At 70.6% G+C, this 22,051-nt stretch carries 17 protein-coding genes and 3 pseudogenes; 15 read left to right on the forward strand and 5 right to left on the reverse strand.

Annotated features, from left to right (window positions below; translation table 11 throughout):
* Nucleotides 1-116: 116 nt before the first annotated feature.
* The 4 genes from AB0383_RS10125 (at nucleotide 117) to AB0383_RS10140 (ending at nucleotide 6,833) form a co-directional block, all read left to right on the forward strand.
* Nucleotides 117-1,859: a thiamine pyrophosphate-binding protein gene (locus AB0383_RS10125; protein WP_364177908.1), complete on the forward strand. Its 1,743-nt coding sequence runs from the start codon at nucleotides 117-119 to the stop codon at nucleotides 1,857-1,859.
* A gap of 16 nt (nucleotides 1,860-1,875) precedes the next feature.
* Nucleotides 1,876-3,105, forward strand: a complete 1,230-nt coding sequence (frc, locus tag AB0383_RS10130) for a formyl-CoA transferase (RefSeq protein WP_366186449.1) — start codon at nucleotides 1,876-1,878, stop codon at nucleotides 3,103-3,105.
* Between the two features lie 11 nt (nucleotides 3,106-3,116).
* A complete protein-coding gene (locus AB0383_RS10135; RefSeq protein ID WP_366186451.1) occupies nucleotides 3,117-5,255 on the forward strand; it encodes an acetate--CoA ligase family protein in 2,139 nt (712 codons plus the stop codon).
* A gap of 174 nt (nucleotides 5,256-5,429) precedes the next feature.
* Nucleotides 5,430-6,833 (forward strand): OFA family MFS transporter, encoded by a 1,404-nt coding sequence (locus AB0383_RS10140; protein ID WP_364177900.1) that lies wholly within the window; start codon nucleotides 5,430-5,432, stop codon nucleotides 6,831-6,833.
* A gap of 60 nt (nucleotides 6,834-6,893) precedes the next feature.
* Here AB0383_RS10140 and AB0383_RS10145 read toward each other — a convergent pair whose 3' ends face one another.
* Nucleotides 6,894-7,631, reverse strand: coding sequence for a GntR family transcriptional regulator (locus AB0383_RS10145; protein ID WP_364177897.1), 738 nt, complete (start codon nucleotides 7,629-7,631; stop codon nucleotides 6,894-6,896).
* 293 nt (nucleotides 7,632-7,924) lie between these two features.
* Between AB0383_RS10145 and AB0383_RS10150 the strand changes: the two genes are divergently transcribed.
* The 8 genes and pseudogenes from AB0383_RS10150 to AB0383_RS10185 all read left to right on the forward strand — a co-directional run.
* On the forward strand, nucleotides 7,925-8,911 hold the full coding sequence (locus AB0383_RS10150) for a 2-dehydropantoate 2-reductase (RefSeq protein ID WP_364177895.1): 987 nt from the start codon (nucleotides 7,925-7,927) through the stop codon (nucleotides 8,909-8,911).
* Between the two features lie 31 nt (nucleotides 8,912-8,942).
* On the forward strand, nucleotides 8,943-10,880 hold the full coding sequence (locus AB0383_RS10155) for a molybdopterin-dependent oxidoreductase (RefSeq protein ID WP_366186454.1): 1,938 nt from the start codon (nucleotides 8,943-8,945) through the stop codon (nucleotides 10,878-10,880).
* 11 nt (nucleotides 10,881-10,891) lie between these two features.
* Nucleotides 10,892-12,673, forward strand: coding sequence for an NAD(P)H-dependent oxidoreductase subunit E (locus tag AB0383_RS10160; protein WP_366186456.1), 1,782 nt, complete (start codon nucleotides 10,892-10,894; stop codon nucleotides 12,671-12,673).
* A gap of 34 nt (nucleotides 12,674-12,707) precedes the next feature.
* Nucleotides 12,708-13,631: a 2Fe-2S iron-sulfur cluster-binding protein gene (locus AB0383_RS10165; RefSeq protein ID WP_366186458.1), complete on the forward strand. Its 924-nt coding sequence runs from the start codon at nucleotides 12,708-12,710 to the stop codon at nucleotides 13,629-13,631.
* A 129-nt stretch (nucleotides 13,632-13,760) separates the two neighbouring features.
* Nucleotides 13,761-14,843, forward strand: a complete 1,083-nt coding sequence (locus AB0383_RS10170) for an acyl-CoA dehydrogenase family protein (protein WP_366186460.1) — start codon at nucleotides 13,761-13,763, stop codon at nucleotides 14,841-14,843.
* Nucleotides 14,844-14,984: 141 nt separating this feature from the next.
* Entirely contained in the window at nucleotides 14,985-15,812 is an 828-nt protein-coding gene (locus AB0383_RS10175) for a TIM barrel protein (protein WP_366186462.1), read from the forward strand.
* Complete coding sequence (locus AB0383_RS10180; RefSeq protein ID WP_366186464.1) at nucleotides 15,809-16,687, forward strand: 2-hydroxy-3-oxopropionate reductase; 879 nt, start codon at nucleotides 15,809-15,811, stop codon at nucleotides 16,685-16,687. The genes AB0383_RS10175 and AB0383_RS10180 overlap by 4 nt, the downstream gene beginning before the upstream one ends.
* An 86-nt stretch (nucleotides 16,688-16,773) precedes the next feature.
* A pseudogene (locus AB0383_RS10185) lies at nucleotides 16,774-16,974 on the forward strand (glyoxylate carboligase); the annotation flags it as partial.
* A gap of 266 nt (nucleotides 16,975-17,240) precedes the next feature.
* Here AB0383_RS10185 and AB0383_RS10190 read toward each other — a convergent pair.
* Together AB0383_RS10190 and AB0383_RS10195 are read right to left on the reverse strand one after the other, a co-directional pair.
* Nucleotides 17,241-17,815 (reverse strand): annotated as a pseudogene (locus tag AB0383_RS10190) (helix-turn-helix transcriptional regulator); the annotation flags it as partial.
* 55 nt (nucleotides 17,816-17,870) lie between these two features.
* Nucleotides 17,871-18,500: a hypothetical protein gene (locus tag AB0383_RS10195; RefSeq protein ID WP_364177875.1), complete on the reverse strand. Its 630-nt coding sequence runs from the start codon at nucleotides 18,498-18,500 to the stop codon at nucleotides 17,871-17,873.
* Between the two features lie 231 nt (nucleotides 18,501-18,731).
* On the opposite strand from AB0383_RS10195, the pseudogene AB0383_RS10200 reads away from it, so the two are divergent.
* Nucleotides 18,732-18,951: pseudogene (locus tag AB0383_RS10200) on the forward strand (helix-turn-helix domain-containing protein); the annotation flags it as partial.
* 748 nt (nucleotides 18,952-19,699) lie between these two features.
* Here the strand turns inward: AB0383_RS10200 and AB0383_RS10205 are convergent.
* Both AB0383_RS10205 and AB0383_RS10210 read right to left on the reverse strand, forming a co-directional pair.
* On the reverse strand, nucleotides 19,700-19,954 hold the full coding sequence (locus AB0383_RS10205; protein WP_364177872.1) for a hypothetical protein: 255 nt from the start codon (nucleotides 19,952-19,954) through the stop codon (nucleotides 19,700-19,702).
* 74 nt (nucleotides 19,955-20,028) lie between these two features.
* Complete coding sequence (locus AB0383_RS10210) at nucleotides 20,029-21,033, reverse strand: cation diffusion facilitator family transporter (RefSeq protein ID WP_364177869.1); 1,005 nt, start codon at nucleotides 21,031-21,033, stop codon at nucleotides 20,029-20,031.
* Between the two features lie 67 nt (nucleotides 21,034-21,100).
* Here AB0383_RS10210 and AB0383_RS10215 point away from each other — a divergent pair, with 67 nt between their 5' ends.
* Together AB0383_RS10215 and AB0383_RS10220 are read left to right on the forward strand one after the other, a co-directional pair.
* On the forward strand, nucleotides 21,101-21,463 hold the full coding sequence (locus AB0383_RS10215; RefSeq protein ID WP_364177866.1) for a metalloregulator ArsR/SmtB family transcription factor: 363 nt from the start codon (nucleotides 21,101-21,103) through the stop codon (nucleotides 21,461-21,463).
* 64 nt (nucleotides 21,464-21,527) lie between these two features.
* Entirely contained in the window at nucleotides 21,528-22,025 is a 498-nt protein-coding gene (locus AB0383_RS10220; RefSeq protein ID WP_366186467.1) for a MarR family transcriptional regulator, read from the forward strand.
* Nucleotides 22,026-22,051 lie beyond the last annotated feature (26 nt).

Below are 22,051 nucleotides of genomic sequence, written 5' to 3' on the forward strand. Positions count from 1 at the left end.
ACCTGGAGGGATGCCCTTCGCCGCGGCTGTGGACCGACGGCAGTGCAGACCGGGGAGCGCACCGGAACGAGCGCCCGGATCAGAGAGGTCCGGCGTGAGACCAGAGGAGTTGAGCAATGGCGCCAACCACGACCGGCCAGAACGTCGACAAGGACCGGGCCGCCCCTGCGACGAACGGCGGCCAGCCGGCTCCGGACACGATCTCCGGCGGGCACCTGGTGGCCAAGGCGCTCAAGGCAGAGGGCGTCGACACGATCTTCACGCTGTGCGGCGGGCACATCATCGACATCTACGACGGCTGCGTCGACGAGGGCATCAATGTCATCGACGTACGCCACGAGCAGGTCGCCGCGCACGCCGCCGACGGCTACGCGCGCATCACCGGCCGGCCCGGCTGCGCGGTCGTCACCGCGGGCCCGGGCACCACGGACGCGGTGACGGGTGTGGCCAACGCGCTGCGCGCGGAGAGCCCGATGCTGCTGATCGGCGGTCAGGGCGCGCTGAGCCAGCACAAGATGGGCTCACTGCAGGACCTCCCGCACGTGGACATGATGAACCCGATCACCAAGTTCGCCGCGACCGTGCCCTCGACCGCCCGCGCGGCCGACCTCGTGTCGATGGCGTTCCGCGAAGCCCTGGCGGGCGCGCCCGGCCCGGCGTTCCTGGAGATCCCGCGCGACGTGCTCGACGCTCGCGTGCCGCTGTCGGCCGCGCGGATCCCCGAGGCGGGCCGCTACCGCGCGTCCACCCGCAGCGCCGGCGACCCGGCCGACATCGAACGGCTCGCCGACCTGCTGGTGCACGCGAAGAAGCCGGTGATCCTCCTGGGCAGCCAGGTCTGGACCACCCGGGCAGCCGAGCCGGCGGCGGAACTCGTGCGCACGTTGAACATCCCCGCCTACATGAACGGCGCGGGCCGCGGCACGCTGCCGCCGGGCGACCCGCACCACTTCCAGCTCTCGCGCCGGTACGCGTTCGACAACGCCGACGTGATCGTGATCGTCGGGACGCCGTTCGACTTCCGCATGGGCTACGGCAAGCGGCTTTCGCCCGAAGCGACGGTGGTGCAGATCGACCTCGACTACAAGACCGTCGGCAAGAACCGTGACATCGACCTGGGCCTTGTCGGCGACGCGGGACAGATCCTCGCCGGGGTGTCGCAGGCCGCGTCGGGCCGCGTCGACAACGGCGCGCCGGCCCGCAAGCCGTGGCTGGAAGAACTGCGCGCCGTGGAGGACAAGGCGAAGGAGAAGCGCCTGCCGCAGCAGCACTCCGACGCGAACCCGATCCACCCGTACCGGCTCGTGCACGAGATCAACGAGTTCCTCACCGAGGACTCGATCTACATCGGTGACGGCGGCGACATCGTCACCTTCTCCGGCCAGGTCGTGCAGCCGAAGTCGCCGGGCCACTGGATGGACCCCGGCCCGCTCGGCACCCTCGGCGTCGGCATCCCGTTCGTGATGGCCGCCAAGCACGCCCGTCCGGACAAGGAGGTCGTCGCGCTCTTCGGCGACGGCGCGTTCTCCCTCACCGGCTGGGACTTCGAGACGTTGGTGCGGTTCAACCTGCCGTTCGTCGGGATCGTCGGCAACAACTCGTCGATGAACCAGATCCGCTACGGCCAGGCGCAGAAGTACGGCCTGGCGCGCGAACGCATCGGCAACACCCTCGGCGACGTCCCCTACGACCAGTTCGCCCGCATGCTCGGCGGCTACGGCGAAGAGGTCCGCGACCCCAAGGACATCGCGCCGGCGCTGCAGCGCGCCCGCGAGTCGGGCAAGCCGTCGCTGATCAACGTCTGGGTCGACCCGGACGCGTACGCCCCCGGAACCATGAACCAGACGATGTACAAGTAGTCGGGAGGCAGGAAAAATGGGAAAGGCACTTGAGGGCGTCCGCGTCCTCGACATGACCCATGTCCAATCAGGACCGTCGTCGACCCAGATCCTCGCCTGGCTCGGCGCGGACGTGATCAAGGTGGAGACGCCGGGCCGCGGTGACATCACGCGCGGCCAGCTGCGGGACCTGCCCGGAGTGGACAGTCTCTACTTCACGATGCTGAACGGGAACAAGCGCAGCATCACGCTCAACATGAAAAGCGATGAGGGCAAGGAGATCTTCACCAAACTGGTGTCCGGTGTGGACATCCTCGTGGAGAACTTCGGTCCCGGTGTGGTCGACCGCTTCGGCTTCTCCTGGGAGAAACTGCAGGAGATCAACGAGGGCCTCATCTACGCCTCAATCAAGGGCTTCGGGCCGGGCCGCTACGCCGACTTCAAGGCCTACGAGGTCATCGCGCAGGCCATGGGCGGCTCGATGAGCACCACCGGCTTCGAGGAGGGCCCGCCCACCGCGACCGGCGCGCAGATCGGCGACTCCGGCACCGGCATCCACCTCGTGGCCGCGATGCTCGCCGCGCTCTACCAGCGCACGAACACCGGCCGCGGGCAGCGGGTGCAGGTGGCCATGCAGGACGCCGTGCTCAACCTCTGCCGCGTCAAGCTGCGCGACCAGCAGCGCCTGGCGCACGGCCCGCTCGGCGAGTACCCCAACGAGGTGTTCGGCGACGAGGTGCCGCGCTCGGGCAACGCCTCCGGCGGTGGCCAGCCCGGCTGGGCGGTGCGGTGCGCGCCCGGCGGCCCGAACGACTACATCTACGTGATCATCCAGCCGGTCGGCTGGCAGCCGCTCACCGAGCTGCTGGGCCAGCCCGAGCTCGCCGAGGACCCCGAGTGGGCCACGCCCGAAGCCCGGCTGTCCAAACTGGACAAGGTGTTCGCGCTCGTGGAGCAGTGGACCGAGCGCCACACCAAGTGGGAGGTCATGGAGCAGCTCAACGCCCACAACATCCCGTGCGGCCCGATCCTGTCCACGAAGGAGCTCATCGAGGACGAGACGCTGGCCGAGCTCGGTTCCGTGGTCGAGATCGACCACCCCGAGCGCGGGAAGTTCAAGACCGTGGGCTGCCCGCTCAAGCTGTCCGACTCCCCGGTGGACATCGGCCGTTCGCCGCTGCTGGGCGAGCACAACGACGAGGTGCTGAGCGAGCTCGGCTACGCGACCGACGACCTCGAGCGGCTGCGCACCGCAGGCGTGATCTAAGGAGATTCTGGATGACCACGGGAACCGGCCGCGAAGCGGTCGAGAAGATCCTGGCACAGGCGGCGGCCGAGGGACGTTCGTCGCTCACCGCTCCCGAAGGCCGCGCGGTCTGCGAGGCCTACGACATCCCCACCCCGCAGGAGCGCCTCGCGACCTCGGCCGACGAGGCCGTGGCGCAGGCGCAGGAGATCGGCCTGCCGGTGGTGCTGAAGATCGTGTCGCCCGACATCCTGCACAAGACCGAGGCCGGCGGAGTGCTCGTCGGCCTGCGCACGGCCGAGCAGGTGGCCGACGGGTACGCCACGATCCTGGCCAACGCCAAGGCGTACAACGCCGAGGCGAGGATCATCGGCGTGCAGGTGCAGCAGATGCTGACCACGGGGCAGGAGGTCATCATCGGGTCGGTCACCGACCAGACCTTCGGCAAGATCGTGGCCTTCGGCCTCGGCGGCGTACTCGTCGAGGTGCTCAAGGACGTGACCTTCCGGCTGGCCCCGACCAGCGAGGACGAGGCACTGTCCATGGTGGACGGTATCGCCGCGGCCGAGGTGCTCAACGGCGTCCGCGGCAGCGAGCCGGTGGACAAGAAGGCCCTGACGGCCATCATCCACAACCTCTCGCAGCTGGTCAGCGACTTCCCGCAGCTCGCCGAGGTCGACCTCAACCCGGTGCTCGCCACGGCCGACGGCGCGACCGCGGTCGACGTGCGCATCCTGGTCGACCCGGACGCCGCGAAAGAGCCGGTGCGGTTCACGCAGGAGGAGATCCTCGCGTCGATGAACCGGATCATGAAGCCGGCCGCCGTCGCGGTGATCGGGGCTTCGGCCGAAGCCGGCAAGATCGGCAACTCGGTGATGAAGAACCTCGTCAACGGCGGCTACGCGGGGGAGATCTACCCGATCAACCCCAAGGCGTCGGAGATCCTCGACCGCAAGGCGTACGCGAGCATCTCGGACGTACCCGGAGACGTGGACGTCGCGGTGTTCGCCATCCCGGCGAAGTTCGTGGCGGCCGCGCTGGAAGAGGCCGGGGCGAAGGGCGTGGCCGGGGCGATCCTGATCCCGTCCGGGTTCGGCGAGACCGGCAACATCGAGCTGCAGAACGAGGTCGTCGCGATCGCGCGCAAGCACGGCGTGCGCGTCCTCGGCCCCAACATCTACGGCTACTACTACACACCCGAAAACCTGTCGGCGACGTTCTGCACGCCGTACGACGTCAAGGGCGGTGTCGCACTCTCCTCGCAGAGCGGCGGCATCGGCATGGCGATCCTGGGCTTCAGCCGCTCGGCGGGCATGGGTGTGTCGTCCATCGTGGGCGTGGGCAACAAGGCGGACATCGACGAGGACGACCTGCTCACCTTCTTCGAGCACGACGAGAACACTCAGCTCGTCGCGATGCACCTCGAAGACCTCAAGGACGGCCGCTCGTTCGCCGAGACCGCCAAGCGCGTGTCGGCGAAGAAGCCGGTGGTCGTGCTCAAGGCCGGGCGCACCTCCCAGGGCGCCAAGGCGGCGAGCTCGCACACCGGCGCGCTGGCCGGCAACGACAAGGTCTACGACGACATCCTGCGCCAGAGCGGCGTGATCCGGGCGCCGGGGCTCAACGACATGCTCGAGTACGCCCGCGGTATCCCGCTGCTGCCCACTCCGCAGGGCGAGAACGTCGTGATCATCACCGGCGCCGGCGGCTCGGGTGTGCTGCTGTCCGACGCCTGCGTGGACAACGGCCTTTCGCTGATGGAGATCCCCGGTGACCTCGACGAGGCGTTCCGGAAGTTCATCCCGCCGTTCGGCGCGGCCGGCAACCCGGTGGACATCACGGGTGGCGAGCCGCCGTCGACCTACCGGAACACGATCGCGCTCGGCCTTTCGGACGAGCGCATCCACTCCTTGATTCTCGGCTACTGGCACACGATCGTCACGCCGCCGATGGTGTTCGCCGAGCTCGTGGTGGACGTGGTCGAGGAGTTCCGCCGCAAGGGGATCCACAAGCCGGTGGTGGCGTCGCTCTCGGGCGATGTCGAGGTGGAGCAGGCGAGCGACCACCTCTACGCCAACGGGATCGTCGCCTACTCCTACACGACCGAGAAGCCCGTGGCGGTGCTCGGTGCCAAGTACCGCTGGGCGCGGTCGGCCGGACTGCTCGGCTGATCACTTCCGGCGAGAGGGAAGGAGGCGTATCTTGCCGGACACCTAGCCGTCGGCCAAGCGGGGGACACGAGCACACGCACGAAGCGCCGGGCGCGCGCGGTCGCGCCCGGCGGGGGGCAAGGAGCCACCCCACTCAGAGGGAACCGAAGTCAACGTTGACGAAAGAGAACTCTCATGACCGCAGCCTTACCGACGTACCAGGAGATCGTCGACGACAACGGACGCAAGTACCGGATCGGTGAGAGTCCCAGAGACATCATGGGCCGCTCACGCGCATTCATGGTCTGGCTGCCGTGGGTCGCCATGATGGCGGTGAGTGTGTTCGAGTACGGCTGGGGAGCCGTCGAAGGCACACTCGAAGACAAATACGGCTGGTCGCTGTCGGACGCGTTCTGGCTGGCCAGCATCTGGGCCGTGTTCCAGGCCGGGGTCGCGTTCCCGGCCGGCCGGCTGCGCGAGAAGAACATCGTCTCGGCGAAGACCGCCATGCTGATCGGCGCGCTTTGCTCCGGGATCGGCTACTTCACCATCGCGCACAGCGGGAACCTGGTGCTCGCGTTCATCGGGTATTCCGTGCTCGGCGGCACCGGCGCCGGGTTGGTCTACGCCACCTGCATCAACATGGTCGGCAAGTGGTACCCCGAGAAGCGCGGTGCCCGCACCGGCTTCGTGAACGGCGGCTTCGCCTACGGTTCGGTGCCGTTCATCTACCTGTTCAGCGCCTTCCTGGGGCACGAGAACCTGACCATCACGCTCGACGCCATCGGCCTCTACATGCTGCTGGTCGTCGGGATCTGCGGGTTCCTGTTCAAGGACCCGCCGAAGAACTGGTGGCCGGCCGAGGTCGACCCGATCGCCTGGCTGAAGGGCAAGGCGACCGGCAACGCGAAGAGCCTCGAGAAGAACCCACCGGCCGTCCGGCAGTTCACGCCGATGGAAGCGATCAGGACCGGCATGCTCCCACTGATGTGGGTCACGCTGATCGTGATCGGCGGTGTCTCGTTGTTCGGCATCAACTTCCAGGTGCCGTTCGCCGAGCAGAGCAACTTCGGTCCGTTCGTGGCCGCGTCGTCGGCCGGTCTCCTGGCCATCGTGAACGGCACCGGCCGCGCGCTCGTCGGCTGGGCCTCAGACCGCATCGGCCGCAAGCAGACGCTGTTCTGGGTGCTCGTGATCGCCGCGGTCGCGCAGTTCGGCGTGATGTGGTCCGGCAATACGCACAGCCTGTTCTGGTTCATGTTCTTCGCGATCCTGACCGGGTTCGGCAGTGGCGCGTTCTACCCGATGTTCGCCGCGCTCGTGCCGGACTACTTCGGGGAGAACCACAACGCGACCAACTACGGCCTCGTCTACAGCGCCAAGCTCATCGGCGGTGTCGGCGGCGGTGGTCTGGCCGCGGGCGTGATCGCGGCGTGGGGCTACACCGGTGCGTACATCCTGGCCGGGTGCATCGCCTTGCTCTCGGCCGTGATGGTGCTGTTCCTGCGCCAGCCGGGTCGCCGCAGCGGCCCGACCGCCTCGGAGCAGACCGGCGTGGTCGCACAGGCCTCACCGGCCGCCGGGACCGCCGGCAGCTGACGCCTGCCGGGGTTTTCGGTACAGGGCCCGGGAGTGAGGGGGCGGCTGACGCCCGCCCCGTCACTCCCGGGCTGCTTCGGGCCGCTCGTGGAACGCCCGGCGCGTGCGTTCCGTGTGGTGGGCCATGATCTTCTCCGCCTTGTCGACCTCGTGTGCCGCGACGGCCTCGATCAGCTCGGCGTGCTCGTGCCAGGCGTCGTGGCCGCGGGGCCGGGCGATCGGCGTGTAGTACCACCGCACGCGGCGGTCGACGAGCCCGATCAGCTCGGCCAGGACGGCGTTGCCGGTCAGCTCGGTGAGGAACGAGTGCAGGTCGGCGTTGGCCGAGACCAGGCCTTCGCTGTCGTCGGCGGCGAGGGCTTCGAGACCGGCGTTCTGCAGCTCCCACAGCCGGGCCACGTCCGCCTCGGTCGCGCACGCGGCGGCCAGTCGGGCGGAGTGGGTCTCGAGCACCGCGCGAACACCGAGCAGCTGGTCGGCCTCCTCGTCGGTGGGCATGTGCACGAACGCGCCCTGCGCGGGCCGCAGGTCGACCCAGCCCTCGGTCTGCAGGCGCTGCAGCGCTTCGCGCACCGGCTGACGGCTCACGCCGAGGTACTCCGCCAGGTCGGCTTCGACGAGGTGCTGCCCGGGCTCGAGCGTGCGGTTGATGATGAGTTCGGCCAGCGCGTCGTACACGACCTGGCGCAGCGGCGCCGGCCGCTCCACACGCTGGGCGGACTTCGCCGCGAGGGACCCCTTGGCCGTTCGCCGACCGGTGGGCCCGCGCTCGGGCAGGGGAGAGGCGGTCTGGGTCACGGGGCACCTCTGGTCTGGGTAGACGCGGTCCGCGGGAACGCGGGAAAGCCGCGGGATTTCGTGGAGCTGATCCAAGAATACAGGTTTTGGTATGCAAAATCCCAACTCTTCACTCTGTGGTCTGGATCTCACCCGAAGTGGATCAATCGGACAGGTCTGAAATGACAATCAGTATCGGGTCTGCCTGCTCCGCCCGGGTGTCATCGGCGAATTCCATCACCGGATCCTGGTGCCCGGACACTTCTCGGGATACTGTATGCAATCGCTGTGTTCGACCGAGCGGGAGGCACACCATGCGGGTTGCTGTTCTGGGCGCGGGCGCGATCGGCGCCTACGTGGGTGCGGCTATGCACCGAGGCGGCACCGAGGTCCATCTGGTCGCGCGCAAGGCGCACCTCGAGGCGATGCGCGAACACGGAGTGCGGGTGCTCAGTCCCCGCGGAGACTTCACCGCGCGTCCCCACGTCACCGACGACCCGGCCGAGATCGGCCCGGTCGACTTCGTTTTCCTCGGGCTCAAAGCCCATTCCTACCCGAGCAGCGGTGAGCTGCTCGAGCCACTGCTGGGCCCCGACACCGCGCTCGTCGCGGCGCAGAACGGGATCCCGTGGTGGTACTTCCACGGCCTGACCGGACATCCGCTTGAGGGCCACCGGGTCGAGACCGTCGACCCGGACGGCGAGACCAGCCGGGTGATGGCGGTCGAGCGCGCCATCGGGTGCGTCGTCTACTGCTCCACCGTGATCGAGGAGCCGGGCGTGATCCGCCACCTCGAGGGCACGCGGTTCTCCCTGGGCGAGCCGGCGGGCGGGGTCTCACCCCGCTGCGTCGCGCTGTCCGAGGCGATGATCGAGGGCGGCCTCAAGGCGCCCGTCGAGCCCAACCTGCGCGACGACATCTGGGTCAAGCTCATGGGCAACGTCGCCTTCAACCCGTTGAGCGCGCTGACGCGGGCGACGATGGCGCAGATGTGCGAGCACGAAGACACGCGCGGGCTCGTGGCCACGATGATGACCGAGACCCTCGCGATCGCCCGGGCCGCGGGGGCGGATCCCCAGGTCTCCGTGGAGAAGCGGATCGACGGCGCCTGGCGCGTCGGCCACCACAAGACGTCGATGCTGCAGGACCTCGAGGCCGGCAAGCCGCTGGAGATCGACGCCATCATCGGCGCCGTCGTCGAGCTGGCCGAGCTCACCGGGGTGCCCGCACCCGCTCTGCGCCACGTGCACGCGGCCATCGGCCTGCTGAACCGCACGGCCACCGCCGTGCCGGTCGGCTGACACCCATCCCACCACCTCCTGGAGGCAGAAGATGAAGCGCAGGAAGGACACCACGCCGTACGCCCGGCTGACGGAGCCGCTGGTGCGGGACTCCGGTGTGCTGCGGCCGGCGACGTGGGAAGAGGCGCTCGACCGCGCCGCCGCGGGGTTCCGGCGCACGCTGGAGACGAAGGGCCCCGAGGCCTTCGGCATGTTCTCCTGCGCGCGGTCCACGAACGAAATGAACTACGTGGCCCAGAAGTTCACCCGCGCGGTGATCGGCACGAACAACGTCGACTCGTGCAACCGGACCTGCCACGCGCCGAGCGTGGCGGGTCTGGCGCGGGTGTTCGACAGCGGCGGCGGCACGTCGTCGTACGCGGAGATCGAAGACTCCGACGTGATCGTGATCTGGGGCGGCAACCCGCGCGAGGCGCACCCGATCTTCTTCCAGCACGTGCTCAAGGCCGTCCACAAGGGAGCGAAGCTCTTCGTGGTGGACCCGCGCCGGACGAGCACGGCGAAGTGGGCGCACCGGCAGCTGCAGCTGGAAGTCGGGACCGACATCCCGCTCGCCAACGCGATCGCGCGGGAGATCATCCATTCCGGACTGGCCAACACCACGTTCATCGAACGGGCCACGGAGGGCTACGAGGAGTTCGCCGCTTCCGTGGAGCCGTGGACGCTCGAGGTCGCCGAGCAGGTCACGAAGGTGCCGGCCGAGCTCATCAAGGAGCTGGCCCACACCTACGCGCGCGCCGACCGCGGGCAGATGTCGTGGACGCTGGGCATCACCGAACACCACAACGGCACCGACAACGTGCTGTCGCTGATCAACCTGTCGCTGCTGGCCGGGCAGGTCGGGCGCTACGGTGCCGGGCTGAACCCGTTGCGCGGGCAGAACAACGTGCAGGGCGGCGGCGACATGGGCGCGATCCCGGACCGGATGCCCGGGTTCCAGGACATCCTCGATCCGGCCGTGCGCGCGAAGTTCGACGAGGCGTGGGGCTCGCACATCCCGCCGTTCAAGGGCAAAAACCTCACGCAGATGCTCGAGGCGATGGAGGACGGCCTGATCACCTGCGTGTACGTGATCGGGGAGAACCCGGTGCAGTCCGAGGCCGACTGCGAGCACACGATCAAGCGCCTGTCGAACATCGAGCACCTGGTGGTGCAGGACATCTTCCTCACCAAGACCGCGCAGCTCGCCGACGTGGTGCTGCCCGCGTCGGCCGCGTGGTGCGAGAGCGACGGCACCTTCACCAACAGCGAGCGGCGCGTGCAGCGCGTGCGCAAGGCGGTGAACCCGCCGGCCGGCGCGCGCGACGATATCGAGGTGCTCTCGGAGCTCGCCCGTCGTCTCGGGCACGACTGGCACTACAGCGGCGACGACAGCCGTGAGGTGTGGGACGAGCTGCGGTCGCTCTCGCCGATCCACACCGGCATGAGCTACGAGCGTCTCGAGGAGCTCGGCGGCATCCAGTGGCCGTGCTACAGCGAGGACACGCTGGAGCCGTCGTTCCTGCACGCCCGCCTGTGGGCCGAGGACCCGGCCGAGCGCGGCCGGCCGGCGCCGTTCACCGTGCTGCGCCACAGCCCGCCGGTCGACGTGCTCGACGACGAGTTCCCGTTGCGGCTCACCACGGGCCGGCGGCTCGACTCGTACAACACCGGCGTGCAGTCCGGCGGGTTCCCGTCGCCGCGCCGGCGCGGCGAGACGCTCGACCTGTGCTCGGCCGACGCGGCGCAGCTGGGTGTGGTGGAGGACGAAATGGTGCAGGTCTCATCGCGGCGCGGTGCGATCGTCGCGCCGGTGCGGATCGACGAGGGGCTGCGCCCCGGCCTGGCGTTCATGACGTTCCACTTCCCGGACGAGGTCGACGTCAACGTGATCACCATCGAGGCGACGGACCCGGTGGCGGGCACGGCGGAGTACAAGGCCGCGGCGATCCGGGTCGACAAGCTGCCCGCCGACGCGGTCGCGGGCTGAGGGGGGCGGGGATGGATCTCCAGTTCCTCGACGCGAAGGCCACGTTCGAAGAACGCGCGGCCGTCGACGCGCTGCCCGAGGGTGCGGCACGGGATCAGCTGCTGCCGGCGCTGCACGCCGTGAACGACCGCGTGGGCTGGATCAGCCAGGGCGCGTTGAATTACATCTGCGAGAAGCTGCACGTGCCGCCGGCCGACGCGTACGGCGTGGCGAGCTTCTACTCACTGTTCTCGCTCACCGAACGGCCGGAGCGGGTGGTGCACGTGTGTACCGACCTTGCGTGCCGGGTCAACAGGGCCGACACGGTGTGCGACACGCTCACCGAGCACGTCGGCCCGGCGGGCAAGGCACGCGGCGGGGTCACGTGGCTGCGCAGCCCGTGCCTGGGTGTGTGCGAGAAGGCGCCGGCGGCGCTGGCGTTCGAGGCCGGCGACCCGGCGGGCACCGAGCTGCTCGCGCCCGCCACCGGTGCGGAGGTGGTGCTGGCCGCCGGGCGGTCACCGGCCACGGAGGAGGGCGCCGCGCCGGTGCTGCACCAGACCGACCGGGAGTCGCTCAAGCTGCTGCACCGGATCGGGGCGGTCGACCCGGAAAGCCTCGACGACTACCGCGCCACCGGTGGCTACGCGGCGCTGCGCAACGCGTTGCAGCTCGGCCCGAACGGCGTGATCCGCGAGGTCACCGACTCCGGGCTGATGGGCCGCGGCGGCGCCGCGTTCCCGACCGGGCGCAAATGGGAGGGCGCGGCGCGCCAGCCCGCTCTGCCGCACTACCTGGTGTGCAACGCGGACGAGAGCGAGCCCGGCACGTTCAAGGACCGCGTGCTGCTGGAGGGCGACCCGTTCGCGCTGGTCGAGGCGATGACGATCGCCGGGTTCGCGACCGGCGCCACCCTCGGCTACCTGTACCTGCGCGGCGAGTACCCGCGGGCGCGACGGCTCGTGCAGAACGCGATCGACGTCGCCCGCGAGCGCGGATTCCTCGGCACCGACATCATGGGCCACGAGGGGTTCTCGTTCGACATCGAGATCCGCCGCGGCGCCGGTGCGTACATCTGCGGCGAGGAGACGGCGATCTTCAACTCGATCGAGGGCTTCCGCGGGGAGCCCCGGTCGAAGCCGCCGTTCCCGACCGAGCAGGGCCTGTTCGGCAAGCCGACGGTGGTGAACAACGTCGAGACGCTGGTCAACGTACCGCTGATCCTCACCGTCGGCCATGCGGCGTATCGGGAGATCGGCACGGAGAAATCGGCCGGGCCCAAGCTGTTCTGCCTGTCGGGCAACGTGCGCAAGCCCGGCGTGTACGAGGTCCCGTTCGGCACCACGCTGCGTGAGCTGATGGAGCTGGCCGGGGGAGTGCCGGAAGGCCGTGAGCTGCGGGCAGTGCTGCTGGGCGGCGCCGCCGGCGGGTTCGTGCGGCCCGACGAGCTCGACCTGCCGCTGACGATGGAGGACGCGCGGGCCGCCGGCACCACGCTCGGCTCCGGCGTCGTGCTGGCGCTGGACGACCAGGCCGACCTCGGCGGGTTTCTGCTGCGCATCGCGTCCTTCTTCCGCGACGAGTCGTGCGGGCAGTGCGTGCCCTGCCGGATCGGGACGGTCCGGCAGGAGGAGGCGGTGAGCCGCATCGTGGGCGGGCGCAAGCTGAGCACCGGTGCGGACGATCTGGCGTTGCTGCGGGAGGTCGGGCAGGTGATGCGGGACTCGTCGATCTGCGGATTGGGGCAGACGGCGTGGAACGCGATCGAGTCGGCCGTCGAGCGGCTGGGTGCGTTGAACGAAGCGGAGTCATGACCACCGACGACACACTCTTTACCGTGGAGGAGCCATGACGATCGTCGAACTGGGGCTGCCGACGCGCCTCGTGGAGTTCACTGTGGACGGTCAGACCGTCAGTGTGCCCGAGGGCGCCACGATTCTCGACGCGTGCTCGACAGTGGGGAAAGAGATCCCCACGCTGTGCTACGGCGACACCCTCAAACCCGCCAACGCGTGCCGCGTGTGCATGGTGGAGGTCGAGGGCTCGCGGACCCTGGTGCCGTCGTGCTCGCGCAAGGCCGAGCCGGGCATGGTCGTGCACACGGATTCCGAGCGCACTCGGACGAGTCGCAAGGTCGTGTTGGAGCTGCTCGGGTCGGCGACCGACCTGTCGACCACTCCCGGCGTCGCCGAGTGGATGGCGGAGGCGGGCGCCGACCCCGAGCGGTTCGGCCCGCCGGCGCCGCCTTCCGACGATCGCGACGACGCGCTGCCGGGCGAGCACGAGCCCGTCGACGGCCTCACCGCGGCCACCGTGCGTCAGCCGGTCAAGGTGGACAACGCGCTCTACGTGCGCGATTACAGCAAGTGCATCCTGTGCTACAAATGCGTGGATGCCTGCGGAGACCAGTGGCAGAACTCGTTCGCGATCTCAGTGGCCGGGCGTGGGTTCGGTGCGCGGATCTCCACGGAGTTCTCGACGCCGCTGCCCGACAGCGCGTGTGTCTACTGTGGAAACTGCGTCGAGGTCTGTCCCACGGGCGCGCTGAGCTTCAAGGCCGAGCACGACAAACGCGAGGCCGGCACCTGGGACGAGTCCCGGCAGACGGAAACCACGACCGTGTGCACGTTCTGCGGAGTCGGCTGCAACCTCACCCTCCACGTGCAGGACAACGAGATCGTGAAGGTCACCAGCCCGCACGACAGCTCCGTGACCCACGGAAACCTCTGCATCAAGGGCCGCTTCGGCTGGCAGCACGTGCAGAACACCTGAGGGCGGTCCCGGACCGCATTCCCACGGACCCGCCGTCTCCCGTCCCGGCCGCCTTCACCGCGGACGTGCGGGACGGCGGGTCTCGCGCGCTCTTTTCCTCGCGGCAAACCCCGAACGAAGGGGGCAATGGTGCCTTCTGTCGAAGAAATCTCCCGAATCGTGGCCGCCACCGTCACGCCGGCCGCGGCCGAAGCCGACCGGCTCGCGCGGTTCCCCCGAGCGGCGGTGGCCGCCTTGAGCCGCAAGGGTGTGCTCGCGATGACGGCGTCGCGACGCCTCGGCGGCGGTGGCCACGGGCTGGCGGAAGCCGCGCGGGTGGTCGAGGTGGTGGCGCGTTCGTGCGCGAGCACGGCCACGGTGCTGCGTTCGCACTTCGCGGCCGTCGCGGTGCTGGAGGTGCACGCCGACCAATCCGTGCGCGCAGACCTCGCCGCGGGCCGCCACCTCAGCACGCTGGCGCTGTCCGACGCGGCGCAGGGCAGCCGGCTGCTCGCACCCGACGGCGTGGCCAGTGCCCACGGCGGGGTCGTCGACCTGGCGGGCCGGAAGGCGGGTGTGATCGCGGCGGGCGAGGCCGACAGCTACGTGTGGTCGACCCGGCCGGCGAGCGGCCGGGGCGCCGCGACGCTGTGGTTCGTGCCCGGTCACGCGCCGGGCTTGTTCGTGCCCGCTTCGGGCGGCGGCCTGGGGTTGCGGGCGTCCGCGGCTACCACGGTGTGCGCGGATCCCGTGCAGCTGCCCGAAAACACGGTCCTCGGGCGCGACGGCGACGGCGCCGAGGTGGTGCTGGATCTGGCGTTGCCGTGGTTCCTCGGCCTCGGTGCGGCCGTTGCGCTGGGGCTCGCGGAGGCCGCGATCGAGCGGGTCGCCGCGGGTGGTAGCGGCGCGGCGCGGGCGGAGCCGGCCCGGATGCGCCTGCGGGCTTCGGCCGTGCGGGTGCTGGCCGCTGACGCGTTCGCGACGTACAGCTGGGACCCCGTCCACGCGCTGGCGAAGTTCTTCCACCTCTGGCTGTCCGCGGGGGAAGCCGTCACGGCCATCACCGAGGCGGCCCTGCGGCTGTCCTCGGCCTACCCCGGCGACGCCGTGCTGGAACGGTGCTTCCGCGACGCACGGGCGCACTGCGCGCTGGAGCCGACCGTCGACACCGTGGTGGACCTCGCGGCCCGCGTCGACTGTGGCGTGGTGGCGGAACTGCACTCTGCCCTCTAACCGCATGCTTCTCACCGCGTGCGCTCTGCCCCGTGGCCGTTGACCGCGTGCCCGCCAGGCGGCATACTCTCGATATACGGAAGAAAGCTTCCGCAATGCGAAATGAAGAGGTTCGAGCAATCCGATGAGCCGAGGTATCCGATGACCGGTCCCGCCGGGGCGCGGCACTCGCTGCCCTACACCGCCAACCTGTCGATCCTGTTCACTGAGCTCCCGCTGCTCGAGCGCGCGCAGGCCGCTCGGGCAGCGGGCTTCACCGCGGTCGAGTACTGGTGGCCGTTCGACAGCGCCGACCCGCGGCCGGTCGAGGTCGAGAAGTTCGTGCGCTCCATCGAGCAGGCCGGCGTGCGGCTGACCGGGCTCAACCTGTTCGCCGGCGACATGGCCGCGGGCGAGCGCGGGCTCGTGTCGTGGGTCGGGCGCGAGGCCGAGTTCGCGGTGAGCCTGACGATCGCGATCGGGATCGCGGACCGGCTCGGCTGCCGCAGCTTCAACGCGCTGTACGGCAACCGGCTCGACGGCGTCGCACCGTCCGAACAGGACGCGCTGGCGCTGGAGCACCTGGCCACGGCCGCGGAGGCGGCGGGCAAGATCGGGGCACAGATCGTGCTCGAGCCGCTGTCGGGCACGCCGGCGTACCCACTGAAGACGGCGGCCGACGCGGTCGCGGTGGCCGACCGGCTGGGGCTGGACAACGTGCTGCTGCTCGCGGACCTCTACCACCTGGCGGTGAACGGCGACGACCTCGACTCCGTGATCGCCGGGTACACCTCGCGCACCGGGCACGTGCAGATCGCCGACGCGCCGGGCCGGCACCAGCCGGGCACGGGGGAGCTGGACCTCGAGGGGCACTTGGAAAAGCTGGAGGCGGCGGGCTACCGCGGGCACGTGGGGATCGAGTACAAACCGGACGGTCCCACGCTCGCGTCGCTGGCCTGGCTGCCGGAAGAGCGAAGGGGAGACAAATGAGCAAGGTGGGATTCATCGGCCTGGGCGTGATGGGCACGCCGATGGCCGCGCACCTGGCCGGTGCGGGACACGACGTGAGCGGTTTCGACCTGAGCGCCGACGCGCTGGCGAAGCTGACCGCCGCGGGCGGGCGCGCGGCGTCCGACGTGGCCGACGCGGTGGCCGAGGTGGACGTGGTCGTCACGATGCTGCCCGACCACCCGCAGGTCGAGCAGGTGGTGCTGGCGGCGGGCGGGGTGCTCGACGTCGCCAAGCCGGGCACGTTGCTGGCCGACATGAGCACCATCCGCCCGGAGACGTCGATCGCCGTCGCGAAGGCCGGTGGTGCCAAGGGGATCCGGGTGCTCGACGCGCCGGTCTCCGGGGGCCAGGCGGGCGCGGAGCAGGCCGCACTGTCCATCATGGTCGGTGGCGAGACCGGGGACTTCGAGGCGGCCAAGCCGATCTTCGAGGTGCTCGGCAAGACGATCGTCCACGTGGGACCCCACGGCGCGGGCCAAGTCGTGAAGGCGGCCAACCAGCTCGTGGTCGGCGGCATCTACGGGCTGGTCGCCGAGGCGATCGTGCTGCTGGAGGCGTCCGGGGTGGACGCCGGCACCGGGCTCGACGTGCTGGCGGGCGGGCTCGCCGGGAGCCGCATCCTGGAGCTCAAGCGCAAGTCGATGGTCGCGCGGCAGTTCCAGCCGGGCTTCCGGATCGACCTGCACCACAAGGACATGGGCATCGCGCTCGCGGCCGCGCGCCAGGCCGACGTCGCCCTGCCGCTGACCGGGCTGGTCGCCCAGCTCGTGGCCGCGGGGCGCGCCATGGGCCACGGCTCGCTGGACCACTCGGCGCTGCTGAAGGTCGTCGAAGAGCTCTCCGGACGCGACTGACGAGGAGAGCAGACGACGGCCCGAGTCCCCGCCAGACAAGCGGCCGTCGACGTGCTCGCCGATGAGGGTGTGACCTTCGGCTTCCCGGCACGGACAACGTGAAGATCATGGAGGCCTACGGCTGCTCCGGCACGCACGTGGCCGGCAGGGGCGAGGTCCGGTCGTCGCTGGAGTTGGCGCGCAAGGAAGCCGGGCGCACGCGCCGGCCGGTGCTCGTCGAGATCATGATCGAGCGCGAGGCCAACTGGGCGATGGGTGCGGCGCTCGGGGCGGTGAATTCGTTCGAGAGCGCGAGCTGGGTTTCTGCCGCGGGCGGGTCCGGGTGTGCGGGACCCGCCCGCGGCAGTGCTTTCTTGCTTTCTACTTGCTGTCGACGAGGCCGGCCAGCGACGCGAGCGTTTCGGCGTGGCGGCTGCCCGGGGCGGCGTGGAAGACCACCAGCGACAATGCGTCGGGGCCGGGGAGGGTGAGCTTGTCGCCGTGCAGGTCGAGGGGGGCCGGCGGCCGGATGGCGGAAGCGGGCGAGGTGGCCGGTGCGGGGCTTGGCGTCGTGGCGGGACCACAGTTCGCGGAAGCGCTCGCTCTTCGCGGAGAGCTCGGTGACGAGTTCGGTGGCGGCGGGGTCGCCGACGTCGTGGCCGAGTGAGGCGCGCAGGCCGCCCACGCCGTCGGCCGTCATTTCGTCCCAGTCGACGCGGAAGTCTGCTCGGCGGGGTCGAGGAACACTTCGCGCAGGAGGTTGTGGCCGGCCGCGTAGTGGGGCGAGAGGGCGGTGGCGACGGCGTTGGCGGCGCGGACGTTGGTGAGGCGGTCCTGCACGTACGCGGGCGTGGCCGGCCAGGTGCCGATCAGCTCGGCAATGCTGGGCGGCACCACCGGCGGCGGCCCCACGGCCGTGGCGGGCGCGGGGGCGGTGAGGCTGTGGAGGTGGTTCGTGGCGTCGTCGTCGAGGCCCAGCACGCGGGCCAGCGCGTCGAGGGCCTGCGCAGACGGGTTCTGGTCGCGGCCCTGCTCGAGGCGCATGTAGTAGTCGCTGCTGATCCCGGCCACCAGTGCCAGCTCCTCGCGGCGCAGGCCGCGCACACGCCGCCGCCCGCCGGCGGGCAGGCCGACGTCTTCGGGCGACACGAGCTGGCGCCGCGCCCGGAGTTAGTCGCCGAGGAGGTTGTCCACGCCCGACAGTCTACGAGAGCGCGGCCAGGAGTCCGAAGTAGACGGCGCCGCCCACCACCGCGCCCACGAAGACGCCGCTGGTCACCTCGGCCGTCGTGTGGTCACCCAGCTCCACGCGCGACCACGCGACCCACAGCACGAACGGCACCAGCAGGAGCAGCCACGGCCCGTACACCCACACGAGCATCACCGTCGCGCCCGCGGCGACCTCGGCGTGGATGGAGATCTTGAACTTCAGCCCGAACGTGATCGCCACCGCCACCACAAGGCAAGCCAGCTCGGTCGCCGTCAGCGCGACCAGTTCCTCAGGCGCCCCACCGACGATCAGCACCACGAACCCGGTCGCCAGCGAGGCCAGGCACACCGCCAATGGCACCACCCGACCCGCCCTGTTGGTCACGTGGTGCGAGTCCCACTTCCCGCGCCGCGCCCCCCGCACTATGACGGCCATGGGAATCAGCGACCCCGTGACGCCCACGACGAGCCCCCACAGAACCGTCGCCCCGACCCGGTGGCCGGTCACCTCCCACGCCACCGCGAGCGGCAACCCCAGCACCCACACCCACGGCGCCAGCACCTCCGTCGCGACGCGCGCCGCGCCCCGCCGAACCCCACCAGACGCCGAGGCGGTCGAGGACATCGGTCTCCTTGCGTTGGGGGAAACCGCGGGTTTCGCGGAGAGCTTCGAGATTCTACGGCGTTCCGCGTTGGCCTTTGCCGCCGCGCGTCCCCGGTGTGCACGGCCGCGCTCAGGGGTTCGGAGAGTGCTGTTCAGGGTCTGTCGAATAGCTCAGCCATTGCTGTACTGGTCGGCACACACTGAGCCGTGAAACCAGCCCACGCGCGAGTCGGCCGCGCCCTGGCAGACCCGATGCGGTGCCGCATCCTCGTCGCCCTCCTGGACGGTGTGGCGTTTCCGGCGCGCTTGGCCGAGACGCTCGGGTTGAGCAGGCCAACGTCTCCACCACCTGTCCTGCCTGCGCGGCTGCGGCCTCGTCCTCGCCACCTCAGAGGGCCGCCAGCTCCGCTACACGCCGGCCGACCCACACCTGCCCCACGCCCTCTCCGTACTGACACAGGTCGCCGTCGCCCGGACAGCCGAGTTCGCGGATGAGGAAGTGCCTGCCGCGGAGTTCGCCCGATTGCTCCCGAGCCGCTGCAGGCGCCGGCGGCTGTCGAGGAGAGTCGGGTGCGATTCGGCCGGTCTTCCGCTGTGCCGGAGGCTTCAGCCAACCGGCAACGCCTGGCTGGGGCCGGTTGTGTGGGCGGCGACCTGCTCGGCACGGAGGCGGCGTGATCAGTCACGAGGCACGGGTCGAACCCGCGGCTGCCGACGAGTGCTGCGGCGGCGCCGGCTGCTGTGCGCACGAACCGGCGCCCTCGGGCGATCGGCGTCGAGCGTCGGCGGTGTCGAGCGTCGGCGGTGTCGAGCGACGGCGGTGCCGGGCGTCGGCGGTGCCGGGCGTCGGCGGTGCCGGGCGATCGGCGTCGGGCGTCGGCGGTGCCCGGGGGAGTGGCGACGCGTATTGGCTCGGAGGGTGCGGCGGCCGGTGGCCGGTGAGAATCGCGCACAACGTGGTCGAGGCCGTGCTCGCGCTGGTCGCGGGGGAGGCAGTGGGCTCGGGTGCGCTGATGGCGTTCGGGCTGGGATTCAGTGGTGGTGTCCGCGTCGGCGGTGCCGATCCTGTCGGCGCGCAGCGCAGGGCCGGCCGCGAGCCCGGCGCCGCGAGCGCCGTGGCCGACTCCAAGCCGACCCTGCTGTGCCTTGCGCGCTGCGCGTTCAAGCCGACCCTGCTGTGCCTTTGCACGCTGCGCGTACAAGAAGACCCTGCTGTGCCCTTACCTCTCGGCGGTGTTGCCGGCCGGGCTGCTGCTCAACACGCTGTCCGGCTGGTACTGGGCCGATGCGGTCGTCGCGCTGGTCATCGCGGTGGCCGCGGTGCGGGAGGGCCGCGAGGCCTGGCGCGGGGAGCGCTGCTGTTGAGTGTGCGCCAGCCCGCGGTCGCGGCCGAGCCACCACTGCAACCCCCGCAGCACCACCGCGAACGCGATGAACACGCCCACCAGCAGCACCGAACCGTCGAGATCACTCACCGCACGCCTTCTTCCCACGCGTCACCCTGACGAACCCCAGCGTGCGGCGGCATGTCCCGGCTCGCCTCCGGCGCTCACGCTTCCTTGACGCCCGCGGGAACGACGTTGACGTCACGCGCCGGGTGCGCGTGGATCAACGCCCGTGCGAGCCGCGGCAAGGCTGTCGCCATGTGCTGCTCGGCGGCGTGCGCGATGCGGTGTGCCTCGGCGAGCGTGCGGCCCGGGTCGACCGACACCTCCGCCTCGGCCGCGAGGGTGTGGCCGATCCAGCGCAGCCGGATCGCGTCGACGCCCAGCACGCCGGGCGTCTCGGCGAGCGCGTGCTCGGCGTCGTCCACCAGATGCGGGTCGACTGCGTCGAGCAGCCGGCCGAACACCTCGCGCGCGGCGTCGCGCAGCACCAGCACGATCGCCACCGTGATGAGCAGGCCCACCACCGGATCGGCCCATGTCCAGCCGGCGAGCGCCCCGCCCGCCGCGAGCACCACGGCGAGGCTTGCGAACCCGTCGGTCCGCGCGTGGAGCCCGTCCGCGACGAGCGCCGCCGACCCGATCCGCCGCCCGACGCGGATGCGGAAGCGCGCGACGAGCTCGTTGCCCACGAAACCGATCACGCCGGCGAGCGCCACCCACCCGGCGCCCGTCATCGGGCGCGGGTTCAGCAGGCGGTCGATCGCCTCGTAGCCCGCGAGCACCGCGGACCCGGCCATCACCACCAGGATCACCAGGCCGGCGAGATCTTCCGCGCGCCCGAGCCCGTGCGTGAAGCGGCGCGTCGCCTGCCTCCGCGCGAGCAAGAACGCGACGGCGAGCGGCACGGCGGTCAGCGCGTCGGCGAAGTTGTGCAACGTGTCGCCGAGCAGTGCGACCGACCCGGTGAACCCGACCACCACGAGCTGGGCGACCGCCGTCGCCAGCAGCCCGGCGAACGACAGCCACAACGCGCGCATCCCGGAGCGGCTCGCCTCGAGCGTGTCGTCGACGAGCTCCGCCGACTCGTGGTTGTGCGGTTTCAGGGCGTGCTTGAGCCGGCCCCAGTGCCCGTGGCCGTGCCCATGCCCGTGTCCTGCGCTTTTCATGTCCGGAACGGTAGCAGAACGAATGAAGATGTGTTCATGTCTCCTGCGGTGTTCTAGTCTCCTTTCCATGGGACACGGGGTCGAAGGGCGACGCCGCCCCGCGGGACCGCTCGACGCGACCACCGCGGCCGCGGTGGCCACCACGCTGCAGGCGCTCGCGACCCCGAGCCGCCTGCTGATCCTCAGCGCGCTGCGCGAGCAGCCCCTCGCGGTCGGGGACCTCGTGGCCGCGGTCGGGATGGAGCAGTCGGCCGTGTCGCACCAGCTGCGGCTGCTGCGCAACCTCGGGCTGGTCGTGGGCACCCGCAACGGCCGCAGCATCGTCTACAGCCTGCACGACAACCACGTCGCCCAGCTGCTCGACGAAGCCGTCTACCACAGCGAACACCTGCGGCTCGGGGTCGCGGACCGCGCGGGGGAAGCCGGGTAGTCGAGCCGGCGTCGGGGTGTGTCTCGGGCGGTGGGCGCTCCCTTCGTTCGCCTAGACTTCGGGTGTGAGTGAGTCTTGCGATGCCATCGACGAGGTCATCGCGCAGTGGCGGCAGGAACGGCCGGACCTGGACCTGTCCGCCATGGACGTGTTCGGCCGGCTCGCCCAGCTGACCCGGCTGGTCGAGTCCGCAGTGGAGCGCGTGTTCACCGAGCACGGCCTGCGCCCCGGCGAGTTCGACGTGCTCGCCGCGCTGCGTCGAACGGGCCCGCCCTACACGCTCACCCCCTCCGAGCTCTCGGCCGCGCTGATGACCTCCCGCGCCGGCATGACCAACCGCCTCGACCGCCTGGAGGCAGCGGGCTACGTCGAGCGCAGCCTCGACCCGGCCGACCGCCGCAGCTTCCGCATCACCCTCACCCCCGCCGGCCGCGACGTCATCGACGCGACCCTCACCGACCACGCGGCGGGCCTCGCGAAACTCCTTTCCTCGGCCACCAGTCCGGACGACGCGGCGACGCTGAGCCGCATCCTCAAGGCCATGCTCGCGGAACTCGGCTGACACCTGGCGGACGACAGCCTGGATCG

This window comes from Amycolatopsis sp. NPDC051373, assembly GCF_040689465.1.
Taxonomy (GTDB): Bacteria; Actinomycetota; Actinomycetes; order Mycobacteriales; family Pseudonocardiaceae; genus Amycolatopsis.